The sequence below is a fragment of the Amphritea sp. 1_MG-2023 genome, assembly GCF_030547545.1.
In the GTDB taxonomy this organism is placed as follows: Bacteria; Pseudomonadota; Gammaproteobacteria; order Pseudomonadales; family Balneatricaceae; genus Amphritea.
Window position 1 is genome coordinate 46,955 of sequence record NZ_JAUOQE010000013.1, and the last position, 14,054, is coordinate 61,008.

Here is a 14,054-nt window from a genome sequence, read left to right on the forward strand (position 1 = left end):
TCGAAATTGCTGTCTAAGCCTAACGACTATCCGGCATAACTTGTTGCCGACTGAGAACCGACTTTGATGCAGCGATTATCAACCGCAACCTAGCAAAACGTTATTTATGCCGCCTGTCGATCACACTCATCACACTAACGTACTAAAGTAGTGCAATAGAAGCTTGCTGCGCCGCATCAAGTTGTCTATGCTCAATGTCTCTGCTTGAGCATAAGTATGGGTTTGATTTGTGATACTGGACATCATTTAACAGAACGCTAAGCCAATACACTGATAAGAATAGAGTCGGTCGTCCACCAGCGGCGGCTTTCCACAGACGTTAGCTACGCTGACTAAGATAGGCTTCAGAAAGAAGGCAGTTATATGGAAAACAACAGCAACATTCTCTCTAATCCACAAGAGTTCATCAATTACCTGAATAAGGAAAGCAAGAAGGTTCTGGAGATGTATTCTCAGAACTGCAATGATGATCTGTTTCAAAAGTTCACTCAATCATGGACTGATCTAGCCGCTCGCTCGTTTGAGGACCCCTCGGTTTGGGTTCGTGCTATTTCCGACTATCAGCAAGCACAAGTTAATTTGTGGCACAATATACTCACGGGCAAAGCGGTCGAAAAACCGATTGCAGAACCCATGAAAGGCGATCGCCGCTTTGCCGCAGATGAGTGGAGTGAGAATCCTGTTTTTTCTTACATTAAACAGTCTTACCTGTTGACATCAGATCTACTCAATCAGATGGCATCAAAAGCTAACCTCAGCGAAAATGAGCAACGCAAGCTCGAGTTTTATACTCAGCAATATACCGATGCTATGTCTCCGACTAACTTTGCCCTAACCAACCCAGAAGTCCTGCAACAAGCGCTCGAAACCAAGGGACAAAGCCTCATCGATGGGTTACAGAATCTCCTTGGCGATGTTGAGAAGGGTCGCATCACGATGACCGATGAGTCGGCATTTTCGTTAGGTGAGAATATTGCAACATCGGAAGGCTCGGTGGTTTTCGAAAACGAAATGCTTCAATTGATCCAGTATAAACCGGCAACCGAACAGGTCTATAGCCGCCCAATACTGATCATCCCCCCTTGCATCAATAAATTTTATATTCTCGACCTGCAAGCCCATAACTCTTACGTTAAATACTGTGTCGAGCAAGGCTTAAATGTCTTCTTAATCTCTTGGGTTAATCCAACCATTGAACAACGCGGTCTTGCCTGGGATGACTATGTTGAGAATGGCACCCTGCAAGCGATCAATGCCGTGAAGGAGATTACCGAGCAAGAAAAAATAAACTGCGTTTCATGGTGTATCGGTGGCACGATACTGGCCACGACATTGGCAATTATGGCCAAGCGCAAAGATGAATCCGTTGCCTCTGCCACCTTCCTCACCACCCTGACTGATTTCACCGACCCCGGTGACCTAAAAGTGTTTATTGATGAGCAGCAAGTTAAGCAACTCACTGAAAAAGTGGATGAAGAAGGCCTACTGAATGGTCGTGATTTAGCCGCCTCATTCAACATGCTGCGTTCTAACGATCTTATTTGGTCTTACGTCGTTAACAACTATCTCAAAGGCAAAAACCCAGCCCCCTTTGATATTCTGTACTGGAACTCCGATTCCACCAACCTGCCGGCCAACATGTACAATTTCTATATCAACGAGATGTATATCAATAACAAACTGGCACAACCCGGCGGCCTAACCATCTGCGGTGAATCTATCGATCTGAGCGAAATTAAGATTCCAACCTATTTCCTCTCGGCTATCGATGATCACATCGCCCCTTGGAAAGGTACCTTTAAGGGCACCGAACTGATGCAAGGCAAGCGAGAATTTGTCCTTGGTGCTAGCGGCCATGTTGCCGGCGTCGTCAATCCCGCTTCCAAAAATCGACGCAACTTCTGGTCTAATGGTGAATTGGGGCAAGGCGCCGATCACTGGCTAGAAACCGCTGAGCGTCACGAAGGTAGCTGGTGGCCTCACTGGGCTAAATGGCTGAAGCCGAAATCAGGTAAAAAAGTCGATGCGCCACAGACCTATGGCAATAAAGAATTTAAAGCCATCGAAGCCGCTCCCGGCCGCTATGTCACCAGCCGTATTGACTAGCAAGCGTCGCACCCCCTAAAAAGCCGAGGCCTGCCTCGGCTTTTTATATCAAACCTCCTTGATAAACAGATAACCTGTGACATACATTTCTTTATTTTCTCTACGAGAGAGCCAGAAAATACTGGCGCTGGCGACCCCTATTCTCATTGCTGAATTGGCACAAGCCGCCATGGGATTTGTCGACACCCTGATGGCATCGCGTTATAGCGCAGAAGATTTAGCCGCCGTAGCACTCGGCTCAGGCATCTGGCTGCCCATCATGATCGCGTTCAGCAGCATCTTAATGGCCATCACGCCAATGGTCGCCAATCACGCCGGCAACGATCAACTCAATCGAACCCGCCTGATCTACCATCAGGGCGTCATCATCGCACTGCTTATCAGCGCCGTGGCTTGGCTGATTTTACGCAACATGGCCCCGGTACTCGAGTTAATGCAGGTAAGCGACAGCCTGAAAAGCAAGACATTAGCTTATTTAGACGCACTCTCATGGGGTGTGCCGGGCATCATGCTTTATCAAGCGGCCCGCAGCTACTCTGAAGGGCTCGGAAAAACTCAGCCATTAATGAAAATAGGCGTCTTCGCCCTGCTCTGTAACATTCCACTTAACTATATTTTTATTTACGGAAAACTTGGCATGCCTGAATTAGGTGGTGTCGGCTGTGGCTGGGCGACAACCATCGTGATGTGGATTATGGCGTTCAGCGCCATGCTTTATCTACGCCACTCAAAGTACTTTCGCCGATTGAATCTGATCATCTGGCCTCGCTTCAAAGCCGCATACTTTACCACTATTCTAAAAATTGGACTCCCCATCGGCTTCACCATGCTCATTGAAGTCAGCATGTTTTCGGTGATCGCGTTACTCATTGCCCGTCTCGGCGAGACTGTCATTGCGGCCCATCAAATCACGCTGAGCTTTACTGGGATGGTTTTTATGCTGCCGCTGAGCATTTCAATTGCACTAACGATCAGGACCGGTCACTTTATTGGCCGCAAAGATTACAGCAGCGCGCGCCGCACCGCGATCAGCGGTTATGCCATCGTCATTCTTACCTCCATCACTAGCTGCACATTGATCTCATTGCTATCGGTGCAGATCGCCACACTCTATACCGCAGATGATAACATCATCAAACTCGCCAGCAGCCTGCTCTTAATCGCCGCTATATTTCAAATACCGGATGCGATACAGGTTGTCAGTGCGGGAATCTTAAGAGGCTATAAGGACACCGCATTTCCGTTGCTCATTGTATTTACCGCTTATTGGCTAATCGGCTTACCGCTGGGTTATGTGCTCGGCCTGACGAATATAGTAACACCGGCTAGCGGCCCTACCGGGTTCTGGCTGGGGATGATTGCAGGCCTAAGCGTTGGCGCTATACTGCTATTAATGCGCTATCAACATCTTAAACGTCAATGCTAGTTTTTCGCCGAAGCCTTAGCCTTGTATCTATCTTGATATGCCTATCAGGTTGCGATCAACAGCCTGTAGAAACGATGCTTGAACGCTATAGCAATCGCGTAGCTAACAGCTTAGAGAGTGATGCTGAGCTCAACCTTGATCTGCCTTTGAATCTTCCGGCTTATCCCCCAAGAAGGGATCGTATACGCACAGTCCCCGATCTGCGTCAGGGTTTACTTGAAGTGTTAAATCTACGTCATTGTCAGTTGATCCCCTTAATAGCAGAACGTAATAGCTCACTGGGCAAGGTCATGCCTCCCTCGCGTCAGATGGTCTATGAGATACAGCTAATCAGCCGTCTCAATCATTGTCGACAAACACTCAGAGAGACGCAGACAGAGCCCGAATTGATTCAACAGGTGGACGCGCTTTTTCAGGTAAAACAAGACAATATCGAAGCCGCACTCTGGAACGGTCTCTTTACCAGTGAAGCGATGGAGAGAAATTTTTCCCGTTCAGAACCACCGCTGCCTCTCATCGAAGACGACGGCTTCAGTCAAACTCGTCAGGCCTTTATCCTCTTCAACCGTATCGCCGCGTTAAATAGCACCATTCAACAGCAGCCCACATGGACAGAGCCAGACTACCTGAATCAGCTCGAGCCACATTATCAAGCACTCACCACGCTCCGCTATGGCAGTCGCTGGCTACGCTCAATTTATTTGCTCACTCACACGCTCAACCATACCGCTAACCTCATAGAACAGAGGCTGCGACAACGCCCCCTGTGTTACAACCAACAGGCCACCCCCAAGGCGAGGATTGTTAAAAATGTCTTTAACAAATATTATGCCGCTGAGCTGCAGCCTTACATGGCGAAAATTGATCGCGATGGGCGACAGTGGTTAGCACTCAATCAACAGCTACTCCAACACTTCACTGTGATTCCAGAACCAATGCAACGATACCAACGCTTAGCCCTGAGCACCGAAGCGCCGTTTTGGCAGCGTTATATCGAAGCACGCAATCGGCACACACAAGCCTGGCAGCGGTTACTCAAACAATGCAATTTAATGCCTAGTGCCTCCTGATGATTAACACCCATTTTGAGTAAATAAAACAGGTGTTCTTGATCGGACTATGAAACAATTAAGTCATGCTTAGTTATCAACGGTTCGCCGTCCCCACAGCAGCCAATGACAGGCGACAACACCGATCGACAGGTTCGATATTGTCTCGCTTGAGTATGTTCACGATGCTCGCCTTGTTATCGTTGACCTATACGCTCACCGCAGCGCCGGGGCTGACTGTCATCATGTCGGACAGTCAGATTAACAAGTTAGGTCAACAATATGGTGAGATGGCGATGCGCCGTTTACGCCGTTGGCAAGATTTGATGGCAGAGATCGCTGACGTCAGCGAGGATGAAAAGCTGCGGCGTGTTAATCAATTTTTTAATCAGTTAAATTTTGTCGATGATATCGATCACTGGCAGCAGAAAGATTATTGGGCCAGCCCCGTCGAATTTCTCATCACCAACGGCGGCGACTGTGAAGACTTTTCGATCGCTAAGTACTATACCCTGCGTCAAGCCGGCGTACCGATCGAAAAACTCAGTATCGCTTATGTAAAAGCGCTAAAATTAAATCAGGCACATATGGTGTTAACCTATTACCGTACACCTAAAGCCACACCACTGATACTCGATAACTTAATATCAGACATAAAGCCCGCCCATCAGCGTACCGATCTACAACACGTATATAGCTTCAATGGCGAAAATCTATGGCTATCAAAAAAAGGGCGCCGCAGTACACTGGTCGGCACCTCTGATCAGCTAAAACCTTGGGTCCAGCTACAATCACGAATGGAGAATCAGGATTATTAACCTGATAAATAGAAGATGAGGAATCAAACATGTCGATTGTAAATCAGTTAATGGCGGCCGTACTCGCTGTACTGATCGGATTAGCGGCAGGCACCGTCTATCTTATGTCCGATAGCTCGAAGACGATGCTAATACATCAGCTCGAGTCTCATGGGCAGGATACCGCCACTCACCTCGGTCTCTATTTAGCGCCCTATATCGCAGCGCGCGATACGGCGGTTATCGAAACCACGGTTAACGCTATTTTTGATAGCGGCTTCTATCAACAGGTTCGCGTTGTCGATGCCGATAACGCGCTGCTGTTTATGAAAACAACCGATGCCCATGTCAGCAACAAGGTACCTAATTGGTTCATTCACCTTATCGATATCACTCCGCCGGAGATGACACGAGAAATCACCCATCAGTGGCAAAAAGCCGGCACAATCTATGTCCAGAGCCGAGCGGGTTATGCCTATGAACAACTCTGGCGAGGCACAGAACAGACGTTTATCTGGTGCGTTGTACTCTCGCTGCTGAGCCTGTTTTTTATCAGTTTATTGATGCGTTATATCCTCAACCCCTTGAAAGGCGTTGAAGATCAAGCATTGGCATTATCACAACAGAAATATATCGAACAAGCCCGCATTCCAAGCACTCGTGAACTCAAACAGGTAGTTCTAGCCATGAACATGATGGTGCGCCGAGTGCGCACCATGTTTAATGAGCAAGCGAAGAATATCGAAGAAATTCGCCGCACCGCCTATCAGGATGATCTAACCGGATTAACCAATCAGCGCGCCAGCCTAACACAACTGAGTGAACGCATAGACTACCGTAATGATTTTGGCCTCGGTAGCTTAATTCACTTACAAATCGCCGACCTGCAACAATTAAACGCGGAACTCGGGGTAGAAAAAGCCAACAATTTCATCCGCGCTTGCGCGATTCAGCTGCAAAAGATAGCCCGACTCACAGAAACCCCCGTACTAGGGCGAATCAGTGGCTCGGAATTTATTCTGCTTAGTCATATCACCGATCCCGATCAATTAACCCGAGAACTGAATAAGCTGACAGACAACCTACAAGGTGAATACCGTCAACTCAGTGGCAAACCGCCGCATCAGATCATTTTTATCGGCGCGGTCGCGTATAAAGAACAGGGAAATTCAGAACAACTATTAGTCAGCGCAAAACTCGCAGCAGAACAAGCGAGTACGGCCAATACGACACTTTGCTGTAAAGGCATCGGCAATCCTGAGCAACAGAGCAGCTGGCATGAACATGTGAGTCAGAAAATCATTAATGGCGATATCTTTTTACAATTTCAGTCGGTGGCACAACTATCTGAAACACCGGAAACGCTGCATCGCGAAGTCTATGCGCGTATCTTAAATCAAGATAATCAGCCCTGTATGGCCGGCGAATTCATTAGCGTGGTGAAACAGCTTAATCTCATGACCGCACTCGATATCTCGGTGCTACACTCTGTCACTGAACAACTCAAATACAGCCCAGATATCAAATTTGCGATCAACCTCAGTAATGACTCCGTCAAAAATATCGACTTTTGTGAAAGGTTAATCGGTGTCACGACACAACTGCCGACACCCAATAACCTGTCCATTGAGATCAACGAAACCTCAGTTCTCAACAATATCGATCAGGTTACCCTGTTTCGCGATCAATTAAAGCAGGCTGGCGCACGGTTTGGTGTCGATAACTTCGGTATCAACCCAGCAGGTTTTAGCTATCTATATACGGTACATCCGGATTACATCAAAATTGATGGTTCCCTCATAAGAGAGCTCGATAGCAGCGCAGAGGACCGCTTCTTTGTGCGCAGTTTAGTGACCGTTGCTCATAGTCTTGATATCGCCGTCTATGCCGAACATGTTGAACGAACCACGCAACTCGAGGCTCTGCAACAATTAGAAGTGGATGGCTATCAAGGCTGGCTGATCGATAAATCAGCGCAAACCTAAGCTAGGTTAGTCCGTCACTCAGACATAGAAACAAGCGATAAAAAAACCGCCAGATGGCGGTTTTGATGATCAATCAATGGCTATTTAACCGCGCTTGGTTAACAGCATCTCAAGCTTATTATTAAGGCGTTCTTCTTTTTCCTTAACTTTTTGCTTGGCTTGTTCCTCTTGGCGTTTTTGCTGACGCAGCTTATTAATCTCTTTCAACTGCTGCTTAGCATGTTCAGCTTCTGACTCGGTTACCGTCCCTGATGGCTGAGCATCTAGGCCAATCCGATCAGCACCCTCTTTCAGACTGCGAATATAATAAGGCGAGCGCACATAGGATGCGAGCGCGCGTTTAATTTTGTTCTTTGCCAATTTCTCATCAGCAATCAGATCTTCCTGAATACCGATTTTCAATGGTCGCATACTTTCCCGATTGAAAACCTCTGGGTAAGCATCACACAACAGCTGTAAAGCCGCTTGATTCGCTGCACGGTTTTTTGAACGGGTACGGGTTTTAGTTTTATCCGTAGTTTCTGTTGCTGTCACAGTAAGTTTCTCTCAACCATTTATCTATAAGCCTGTTTAATCGGCCAGTTTTAAAAAATCAGTCTCTCATCCGAAAGCGGGATTACTCCCCTTTACGGATAAGATAACAATATTGATCATCTTCTGCTTTCTGATCGATGAGCTCATGACCTAGAAAGGTGCAAAACTTGGGTACATCACGCTGCGTTGATGGATCAGTTGCCATTAATTGCAACACTTCACCAGTCGCCATTTCACGTACTTTATTGTGTAATAGCATAACCGGTTCCGGACAGAACAGGCCGGTTGCATCCATTACCTGATCCGCTTTAACTTCAACCATCAACTCCACCTCTTATAAATCCGGAGACTTATTGTCGCAAATTCAGCGGTATAGAAAAACCCATGTTTTGATCAGATCCTCTTTTACCCACTATAACAGTGCTATTATGTTGATATAAATAAAATAAATTTGTTCTGCTATAGGAGAGTCATCATGATAAAAGTACTCATCGAACGTCATATAGCCACCGACTTAGCAGAGCTCTATGAAAAAGCCGCCCGTAGTACCTTGCAAGTCGCGATGCAGGCTCATGGGTTTATCTCCGGTGAATCATTGAAAAATAGTGCTGATCCTCATCATCGAATAGTCATCGCAACCTTTCTGTCCTTAGAGGACTGGCAGCGTTGGTATATTTCATCAGAGCGCAAAACCATCATGGCAGCGATCATGCCGATGTTAACAACAGACGAGAAGATCACCATCTTGGAACACGAATGCTAAGGAAGGCGCGAAACTGTCATTAACCGTGATAATTGAGTAACCGAACATGCACCGTTATCTCTTCGCGATCATGGTAGAGATGCTTAGCAGCAAGGCGATAATCAACGCCCGCTTCATTCAACGTAGTTTGTAAATACGCTAAGCAACTCTTTACTTCAGGATAACGCTGCTTCATCGGTAATTTAAGGTTAAACACCGTTTCACGACACCAACCCTGCAATAACCATTGCGTCATCAGTTTGATAACACGGGTCGGCTTATCGACAATATCGCATACCATCCAATCAAACGGCTTCTGCGGCTGATAAGCAAATGCATCTTCGGTCAAATGTTTCACTTGACCGGTCTCCATCAAAGATTCTGCCATCGGGCCGTTATCAATGGCGGTGACAAACATATTCTGATTCACCAATTGCCATGTCCAGCCTCCCGGCGCAGCCCCTAAATCAACGGCCCGTTTACCGCTACTGATATAATGATGCCACTGTTTTTCCGGGATAAACCAATGCCATGCTTCTTCGAGCTTCAAGGTGGAACGACTCGGAGACTGATTGGGAAATTTCAAGCGCATAATTCCCATCGGCCAAGGCGCGGAGTTACTGATAGGTGCATAGCCAATATAAAAACAACTCCCTGACAAGGCAAACATATGCAGCCGACACGGTGCTTTTCTCGGTAACAACCCTTGCTGACGCAAAACCTGACTGAAAGCCGAACCAAAGCTATTACAAAAACGCTGCATCTCACGCCCTGCCGTTGTATCGGCAGGCTCAATCCAAAGTTCGCAGCATTCAGGTAAAGCACGAATATAGGGCATCAATGACGCAACCCGATCCTGCGTATCGATATCTTCAACCAACGGCAACGTAGCGACCCATTGACGGGTAAAAATCAGTTGCTGAAAGTCTAATTGCTCTACCGCCAAGGTAGCACCATCCGCTTGATGACTAACAAAGAGTGCATAACCGCTATTGTCTTCCAGCTTGCAGTAACCATAGATACCCTGCTGTTCACACAGTTCACGCACCTCGGCTGCACATTCTTTTTCGAAGCCGGGACGACAATAGAGCAAAAGGTGATTCACAGGATAATTCCTCGATGATAGTCATTAATAATTTCAAGAGTCGATTCTACTGCATCTACCATGTGTTCGTCCTGAGTTATTCCAGACATTTTTCGCGGCTTCAGGTCATGATCACCGTCTTCAAGCCAGTGCAGCGTGACGGCATCGGCTAACGGATATTGATCAACTTGCTCTTTTCGTCCCATGCTATCCCGAGTGCCTTGAAAAATATGTATCGGCTTAGTCACGGATAATAGATGCTCGATCCGCGGTGCATCCTGCTTGCCGGCAGCATAAAAAGGATAACCATAAACAAAACAACCGATCACTCGGGGGTGAGCTGCCATCATCGTTGCCATTCGCCCGCCCATCGATTTACCCGCCAGCCAAAGAGGCCGGTCATCATCGAATGATTTAATCAGTTGCGTAAAATACTCGAGTAATTTTGGCTGTCGATCGGGCGGACGTTTTTTTCCGTCCATCCGCCGCTTCTGCATATAGGGAAATTCAAACCGAATAACCTCAAGCCCGCCGGCCGCTATCGCCTCTGCGATTTGACTCATAAACGGACTATCCATCGGCGCACCGGCACCATGCGCCAGTAATATACGCCCCTTTTCTCCACCACCGTCGATCAGCATTGATGCGCCCTCTGCTTAAAAAAGCGTCAGATTATGCCTCAATTTACGCTTGATCCATATCAACAAAAACTAAACTAGGAAGTTTTGATACGGGTTTGATATATATCAATATTACCTGAAAGCCGCTTAAAACAGCGACCGATTGGATACATCAGAGAACACAACCAAGCTATAAACTCATATTTATCAACAAGTTGATGAAAAACCGAGCACTGTAAAAGGTTACCGCCATAAACCTTTCTCCTTAATAACAGTGCGGCACTATGTCGCAACTAATACCGTTGACGCATTGAAATTTGACCGCCATTTCAACATAATAGCCAGCGGAAATTTACTTTCTAAACCTTTCTAATAGCTTGTTGATGAGAGCCTGATATGAGCACAGCAGCTGAACACCCAACCTACAATTACAAGGTGGTGCGTCAATTCGCCATCATGACAGTGGTATGGGGAATCGTCGGAATGGCCGTGGGTGTGCTAATCGCATCCCAGTTAGTATGGCCTGCACTAAACTTTGATACCGCTTGGTTAAGCTTCGGACGCCTGCGTCCATTGCACACCAATGCCGTTATCTTTGCCTTCGGAGGCTGCGCATTGTTCGCAACCTCTTACTACGTCGTACAACGTACGAGCCAAACTCGCCTGATCTCTGACAAACTGGCCGCCTTCACTTTCTGGGGCTGGCAGTTGGTTATCGTGAGCGCAGCCATCACTTTGCCACTGGGTCTGACCTCTTCTAAAGAGTACGCAGAACTAGAGTGGCCAATTGATCTGCTAATCACGGCCGTCTGGGTCGCCTATGCCATCGTTTTCCTTGGCACAGTGAAGATGCGTAAGACATCACACATCTACGTGGGTAACTGGTTTTATATGGGCTTCATCCTGACAGTGGCAGTACTGCACATCGTTAACAGCGCAGCGATGCCTGTTACCCTGTTCAAGTCTTACTCTGTTTACCCTGGTGCTGTCGATGCGATGGTACAATGGTGGTATGGCCATAACGCGGTAGGTTTCTTCCTCACAGCCGGCTTCCTAGGCATGATGTACTACTTCGTACCGAAGCAGTCTGGACGTCCTATCTACTCTTACCGTCTATCTGTTGTTCACTTCTGGGCTCTGATCGCAACGTATATGTGGGCCGGTGGTCATCACCTGCACTATACCTCACTGCCTGACTTTGCTCAGACACTGGGCATGGTGATGTCTCTGATTCTGTTGGCACCATCTTGGGGTGGTATGATCAACGGTATGATGACCCTCTCAGGTGCATGGCATAAACTGCGTACCGATCCTATCTTGCGCTTCTTGGTGGTTTCTTTGTCGTTCTACGGCATGTCAACCTTCGAAGGCCCAATGATGGCAATCAAAACCGTCAACGCGCTGTCTCACTATACTGACTGGACCATCGGTCACGTACATGCGGGCGCATTGGGTTGGGTAGCGATGATCTCTATCGGTTCTGTTTACCACATGATTCCTAAGCTCTGGGGTAAAACTCAGATGGCCAGCGTTGCGTTGATCAACACACACTTCTGGCTAGCCACGATTGGTACTGTACTGTACATCTGTGCGATGTGGGTTAACGGTATTCTGCAGGGCTTGATGTGGCGTGCGGTTAACGAAGATGGCACCCTGACTTATAGCTTCGTCGAAGCACTTGAAGCAAGTCATCCAGGCTTCCTCGTTCGCGCGTTGGGCGGTGCATTCTTCCTGACCGGTATGATCCTGATGGCATACAACGTATGGCAAACTGTTCGCAAAGACAGCACAGCACCGGTTGCTGACGCGTCTGCGCAAACAGCTTAAGGATCAGAGGAGCACATAATATGATCAAACACGAAACGATTGAAAAGAACATCGGCCTGATGATCCTACTGATTATCTTGGTAATCAGTGGCGGTGGTCTTGCTGAAATCGTACCGCTGTTCTTCACCAATGCGACCACTAAACCGATCGAAGGTTTACGAACGTATACGCCGTTGGAGCTGGAAGGACGGGACATCTATATCCGTGAGGGCTGTACTGTATGTCACTCTCAACAGATTCGTCCTTTCCGCGCAGAGACTGAGCGTTACGGTCATTACTCAACGGCAAATGAAGGCGTATGGGAACACCCGTTCCTGTGGGGCTCTAAGCGTACTGGTCCTGATCTGGCCCGTGTAGGCGGTCGTTATAGTGATGATTGGCATCGTGCCCATCTCTATAACCCTCGCGATGTCGTACCGGAATCCAAGATGCCCGCTTACCCATGGCTGTTTGAAAACAAACTGTCTGGTGAAGATACGGCTGCCAAAATGCGAGTGCTAGCTAAGCTCGGTGTTCCATACACTGAAGAAGATGCTATGCAAGCGCGTGAACAGGTTGAAGGCAAGGCTGAAATTGATGCCGTTGTTGCTTACCTGCAGGCACTGGGTAAACTCCACTCTCAATATACCAACAAGCGGTAATTCGAGTGAGCTACGAAGTTTATGGTCCATATCTGCCTCTTTTGATGCTACTGACCTTTATCGGGTTATTTATCTGGGTGCTATTGCCAGGTAACCGAAAAAGATTCGATGAGGCATCAAAACTACCCTTCGCTGACGAGGATAACGACTCCCCCAGTGAAGACTCTGCTAGTGCAGATATAACCAATGACGGGAGAAATGAAAAATGAGTCCTTTTTGGAACGCATGGGTATGGGCAATTACCCTAGTAGTTATTCTGGGCTGTACCTGGTTACTGCTTGCCACGCGTAGAAGCGAGCCTCACAAGGAAAGCACAGAGGAAACTCTGGGTCACACCTTTGATGGTATTGAAGAGTATGACAACCCCCTGCCTAGCTGGTGGTTTCAGATGTTTATCGGAACCGTTATCTTCGCTATTGCATACCTGGCGCTTTACGGCCTAGCCAATGTGAAAGGCTTTTACGGTTGGTCATCTGTTGGTCAATATGAAGAAGAGATGGCGCATGCCGAAGAAGTCTATAAGCCTGTCTTTGCTAAATATGCAGCTATGTCGGTTGAAGATCTTCAGGCTCAGCCTGATGGTTTGAAAATTGGTCAGCGTATGTTCGCCAACAACTGCGCTGTATGTCACGGCGCAACGGCTACCGGTGCACATGGCTTCCCTAACCTGACCGATAATGATTGGCTGTACGGTGGCGCACCTGCCACTATCAAGCAGACCATCACTAATGGTCGTCAGGGTGCTATGCCTGCCTGGGGCGCTGTATTAGGCGAAGAAGGTGTGCGTGATGTGACAAGTTATGTCTTGTCTCTTAGCGGCATCGAGCATGATACGGAAATGGCTGCTCGCGGTCAGCAACAGTTTCAAGCTTTATGTACAGCTTGTCACGGCGCTGACGGTAAAGGCACTCAAGCGCTGGGCGCACCTAACCTGACCGATAATGTTTGGTTGTATGGCAACTCTTTCGCAGAGATCAGCCACACAATCCGTACCGGTCGTGCTGGTGTTATGCCTGCTCACAAAGCGCTACTAAGCGATGATAAGATCCAACTTATCACGGCTTACGTCTACAGCCTGTCTAATAAGTAAGGCCTAGATCAATAAAAAAGGCGATATGATGTCAATCATATCGCCTTTTTTTGTGCCACAGCTTAAATACGCACTTAAAGCGCGTATAATATTCGAATTCACTAATAAACCATCTGAAACATAAACAGAGGTTATTAGTGTTGGTATTTCGAC

The 14,054-nt window shown here is 47.5% G+C and carries 14 protein-coding genes; 10 read left to right on the forward strand and 4 right to left on the reverse strand.

Features of this window, described 5'->3' with window-relative positions; all coding sequences use genetic code 11:
- The first annotated feature begins 363 nt into the window (after positions 1–363).
- From phaC to Q4488_RS08825, 5 genes are all read left to right on the forward strand, one after another.
- Positions 364–2,106 (forward strand): alpha/beta hydrolase, encoded by a 1,743-nt coding sequence (phaC, locus tag Q4488_RS08805; protein WP_303580104.1) that lies wholly within the window; start codon positions 364–366, stop codon positions 2,104–2,106.
- 76 nt (positions 2,107–2,182) lie between these two features.
- Positions 2,183–3,532 (forward strand): MATE family efflux transporter, encoded by a 1,350-nt coding sequence (locus Q4488_RS08810; RefSeq protein ID WP_303580105.1) that lies wholly within the window; start codon positions 2,183–2,185, stop codon positions 3,530–3,532.
- 74 nt (positions 3,533–3,606) lie between these two features.
- A complete protein-coding gene (locus Q4488_RS08815; protein ID WP_303580106.1) occupies positions 3,607–4,602 on the forward strand; it encodes a DUF3080 family protein in 996 nt (331 codons plus the stop codon).
- Positions 4,603–4,742: 140 nt separating this feature from the next.
- On the forward strand, positions 4,743–5,399 hold the full coding sequence (locus tag Q4488_RS08820; RefSeq protein ID WP_303580107.1) for a transglutaminase-like cysteine peptidase: 657 nt from the start codon (positions 4,743–4,745) through the stop codon (positions 5,397–5,399).
- Between the two features lie 29 nt (positions 5,400–5,428).
- Positions 5,429–7,363 (forward strand): EAL domain-containing protein, encoded by a 1,935-nt coding sequence (locus tag Q4488_RS08825; RefSeq protein ID WP_303580108.1) that lies wholly within the window; start codon positions 5,429–5,431, stop codon positions 7,361–7,363.
- A gap of 84 nt (positions 7,364–7,447) precedes the next feature.
- On the opposite strand, the gene Q4488_RS08830 is transcribed toward Q4488_RS08825, so the two are convergent.
- The gene (locus Q4488_RS08830; protein ID WP_303580109.1) at positions 7,448–7,897 is read right to left on the reverse strand and encodes a ProQ/FinO family protein; all 450 of its coding nucleotides are present in this window, start codon (positions 7,895–7,897) and stop codon (positions 7,448–7,450) included.
- Between the two features lie 82 nt (positions 7,898–7,979).
- On the reverse strand, positions 7,980–8,219 hold the full coding sequence (tusA, locus tag Q4488_RS08835; protein ID WP_303580110.1) for a sulfurtransferase TusA: 240 nt from the start codon (positions 8,217–8,219) through the stop codon (positions 7,980–7,982).
- Positions 8,220–8,372: 153 nt separating this feature from the next.
- Here tusA and Q4488_RS08840 point away from each other — a divergent pair, with 153 nt between their 5' ends.
- Positions 8,373–8,660 (forward strand): antibiotic biosynthesis monooxygenase, encoded by a 288-nt coding sequence (locus tag Q4488_RS08840; protein WP_303580111.1) that lies wholly within the window; start codon positions 8,373–8,375, stop codon positions 8,658–8,660.
- A 19-nt stretch (positions 8,661–8,679) separates the two neighbouring features.
- Here Q4488_RS08840 and rlmM read toward each other — a convergent pair whose 3' ends face one another.
- Complete coding sequence (gene rlmM / locus Q4488_RS08845; protein WP_303580112.1) at positions 8,680–9,744, reverse strand: 23S rRNA (cytidine(2498)-2'-O)-methyltransferase RlmM; 1,065 nt, start codon at positions 9,742–9,744, stop codon at positions 8,680–8,682.
- Positions 9,741–10,364 carry an alpha/beta fold hydrolase gene (locus tag Q4488_RS08850; protein WP_303580113.1) on the reverse strand — a complete coding sequence of 208 codons (624 nt, stop codon included), beginning with the start codon at positions 10,362–10,364 and terminating at the stop codon, positions 9,741–9,743. Before Q4488_RS08850 ends, rlmM begins: the two co-directional genes overlap by 4 nt.
- A 375-nt stretch (positions 10,365–10,739) precedes the next feature.
- On the opposite strand from Q4488_RS08850, the gene ccoN reads away from it, so the two are divergent.
- Genes ccoN through ccoP form a run of 4 tightly spaced genes read left to right on the forward strand, consistent with a single transcriptional unit; the run spans position 10,740 to position 13,901 of the window.
- On the forward strand, positions 10,740–12,170 hold the full coding sequence (gene ccoN / locus Q4488_RS08855) for a cytochrome-c oxidase, cbb3-type subunit I (protein ID WP_303580114.1): 1,431 nt from the start codon (positions 10,740–10,742) through the stop codon (positions 12,168–12,170).
- A 23-nt stretch (positions 12,171–12,193) separates the two neighbouring features.
- Positions 12,194–12,811: a cytochrome-c oxidase, cbb3-type subunit II gene (ccoO, locus tag Q4488_RS08860; RefSeq protein WP_303580155.1), complete on the forward strand. Its 618-nt coding sequence runs from the start codon at positions 12,194–12,196 to the stop codon at positions 12,809–12,811.
- Positions 12,812–12,855: 44 nt separating this feature from the next.
- The gene (locus Q4488_RS08865) at positions 12,856–13,020 is read left to right on the forward strand and encodes a cbb3-type cytochrome c oxidase subunit 3 (protein ID WP_303580156.1); all 165 of its coding nucleotides are present in this window, start codon (positions 12,856–12,858) and stop codon (positions 13,018–13,020) included.
- Complete coding sequence (gene ccoP / locus Q4488_RS08870; protein ID WP_303580115.1) at positions 13,017–13,901, forward strand: cytochrome-c oxidase, cbb3-type subunit III; 885 nt, start codon at positions 13,017–13,019, stop codon at positions 13,899–13,901. Before Q4488_RS08865 ends, ccoP begins: the two co-directional genes overlap by 4 nt.
- Positions 13,902–14,054: the final 153 nt, after the last annotated feature.

Bases quoted from the DNA above. Each gene is read 5' to 3' on its own strand.
- phaC (WP_303580104.1), top strand. From the start codon at position 364: ATGGAAAACAACAGCAACATTCTCTCTAATCCACAAGAGTTCATCAAT.
- Q4488_RS08815 (WP_303580106.1), top strand. From the start codon at position 3,607: ATGCTTGAACGCTATAGCAATCGCGTAGCTAACAGCTTAGAGAGTGAT.
- Q4488_RS08825 (WP_303580108.1), top strand. From the start codon at position 5,429: ATGTCGATTGTAAATCAGTTAATGGCGGCCGTACTCGCTGTACTGATC.
- tusA (WP_303580110.1), bottom strand. From the start codon at position 8,219: ATGGTTGAAGTTAAAGCGGATCAGGTAATGGATGCAACCGGCCTGTTC.
- Q4488_RS08840 (WP_303580111.1), top strand. From the start codon at position 8,373: ATGATAAAAGTACTCATCGAACGTCATATAGCCACCGACTTAGCAGAG.
- Q4488_RS08850 (WP_303580113.1), bottom strand. From the start codon at position 10,364: ATGCTGATCGACGGTGGTGGAGAAAAGGGGCGTATATTACTGGCGCAT.
- ccoN (WP_303580114.1), top strand. From the start codon at position 10,740: ATGAGCACAGCAGCTGAACACCCAACCTACAATTACAAGGTGGTGCGT.
- Q4488_RS08865 (WP_303580156.1), top strand. From the start codon at position 12,856: ATGCTACTGACCTTTATCGGGTTATTTATCTGGGTGCTATTGCCAGGT.
- ccoP (WP_303580115.1), top strand. From the start codon at position 13,017: ATGAGTCCTTTTTGGAACGCATGGGTATGGGCAATTACCCTAGTAGTT.